The sequence below is a fragment of the Spiroplasma sp. ChiS genome (genome assembly GCF_002968355.1).
GTDB classification, from domain to species: Bacteria; Bacillota_I; Bacilli_A; order Mycoplasmatales; family Mycoplasmataceae; genus Spiroplasma; species Spiroplasma citri.
In genome coordinates this window covers 1-2,233 of the sequence record NZ_PUUH01000054.1, presented here as the reverse complement: position 1 = coordinate 2,233, position 2,233 = coordinate 1, and the positions used below count along the sequence as shown (strand labels likewise).

Genomic DNA, 2,233 nt, shown 5'->3' with positions numbered 1-2,233 from the left:
CTTTTTTAGCAACGGGTTTTTTCAATGAAATTGGAATAATAATCCCACTTGCTAACTGGCGAATATTATTTCAAATCATACCCTCACGCTGAGCAGTAAACAACGCACGATGTCCAAAATGTCTCGCTAAAACAATTCACGGTATTTTACCACTATGAACTTTTTTCTCATCGTGAGGACTAGTTCCATCAATATACAAATAACTTTCATCAAATAAAATAACACTATCATCTGAGGGAACCAGTTTTGTTCTATCGGTAAAATCTAAATTTTTAAATGTTAAAACTTTAACTTTATCATCTTCTAACGGATAATTACTATAAATTTCATCTGTCAATAATTTCATAATTTGCGACAAATAAGTTAAAAGTAATGTTTTACCAGTTCCTAACTTACCAATAATTACCGATAACGGATTATCTCAAACAAAATTTACTAACCGAAAAGCATTTAACTGATAAAAAATATTTTYTCACAATCATCACACAAAATATACACATTGCAAAGCAAATAATATTCAAAATACTAAACCAACACAATACAAAGAAATTAWCCAAAGTAATAAATCAATTAAACTAAACAAAAGCATTRAACCACTAATATAACAATAGTTTTTAAAGAAAAATATAAACTTTTTCATTATTTAAAATACCCAACTATTTTAAAAACCATTCACAAGAAAAACCAAGTTAAAAACAAAATCACAATTCAAACACCAACCATCAAAGTTAAATATTCATTTTGCGTTAAATTCCACATTGTAATACTTTCAACATTCGTTTTATCTATAAACAAAAAAATATAAATAAAAAACTCTTTGAATTCTTGTCAATCATTTTGCATYTTTAAAAACTCCACATTTTTTGAATAAGTTTAAAAAACATTCCAAAAAAYAAAACAATAAATAACACAAAGGATATAACATATAAAAACTCAGGGGCATTTRMACCAATAATATAAYTAACAAATTGAACTCAATAATCATATAAACTCATTTAATTTAAACTTTCTAAATCATTAATTAATTCTTGTTCTTTTTCAAAACTTCAATTTGTTAAATTATTATTGTTATTATTTGCTTTTACTTTTTTAGGTTCACTTAAAAATAACGCTTTTTTCATTTTAGTAAAATAATTTTGTTTATATTGATTATATAAATTGATTAATTCTGTTCCAGTTAAATACTTTCAAATATGGCGTTTTAAATTTTCATCATATTTTACAATAGGATAAGAATTATCATAAATTAAACCGATTGCTACTTGTTCCGAACGTTTTTCACTCGAATAAATAAACTTATTACTCAATCAAAACCCAATATGGCGATTATGATTGGGTAAATTAATAAAACTTGCTTTATCTGTTGTAAAAGGGATAAATTCCTTACTAATAAAATAATTTTCTATATTCTGATTTTTCTTAACAAAATCACTCAATTTTATCATCTCCTAACTAAATATTTATTTAATAAACAATGTTATAAATAATGTTTATATAATGTTTWTTWATTGYAATAAACACTGATTATTAACAATGTTATAMATAATGCTAATATATTGTTTATTTAATGTTTAATAAACACTGTTAATAAACACTGTTAATAAACAATGTTAAATATAAAAATAATAAAAATTGGCACACTGAAAAATACTATTTAATTTTTAACAATAGTTATTAAAATATAAAATCATAAGTTTATAATTAAGTTGATATTATTATGGTTTTCTCTCTGTATAAATTATTTTAAATAAAAAGAAGAAATAAAATATCGAAGAAATAATAAATTCATTTTTTACAAATGTGATACCATCTATTTTTTGATTATCATGAATAGTATTACCAATTAAAACAATTATTTCACTAATAATAATTTTAATAATAACTTTTAAATTTATTATTCGAATTTTTAATAAATTAACAAATTTATAAATATTTTTATACAGAGAGAAAACCATAATAATACCTTAAATATAATTAAATTGATATTTTTACACTATAGACTGTTTACAAGTTTTAAAAGAAAGTAGGTATATTTATAAAAAATATTATAAAAATTTATTTCCCAAATCTATTACTAGTATGACCCTTAATAGAAATATTCTTATTTTTATTAAATCCTACTAAAAAAATATTTTTCATAACAGACTCAATATTATGAATAATAAACAATATAGATTTATCAACTATAGAAAATATAGTTAAATTTATATGTATAATAGGGATTTTTATTATC

At 21.2% G+C, this 2,233-nt stretch carries 3 protein-coding genes and 1 pseudogene; all 4 read right to left on the bottom strand.

Annotated elements, in window-relative coordinates:
- Positions 1 to 640 (bottom strand): annotated as a pseudogene (locus C6B38_RS02465) (hypothetical protein); the annotation flags it as partial.
- Positions 640 to 843, bottom strand: coding sequence for a DUF2649 domain-containing protein (locus C6B38_RS02460; protein WP_105298526.1), 204 nt, complete (start codon positions 841 to 843; stop codon positions 640 to 642). The gene C6B38_RS02460 and the pseudogene C6B38_RS02465, both read right to left, overlap by 1 nt.
- Before the next feature lie 152 nt (positions 844 to 995).
- Complete coding sequence (locus C6B38_RS02450; protein WP_105298524.1) at positions 996 to 1,445, bottom strand: DUF3627 domain-containing protein; 450 nt, start codon at positions 1,443 to 1,445, stop codon at positions 996 to 998.
- Between the two features lie 270 nt (positions 1,446 to 1,715).
- Positions 1,716 to 1,955, bottom strand: coding sequence for a hypothetical protein (locus C6B38_RS02445; protein WP_105298523.1), 240 nt, complete (start codon positions 1,953 to 1,955; stop codon positions 1,716 to 1,718).
- Positions 1,956 to 2,233 lie beyond the last annotated feature (278 nt).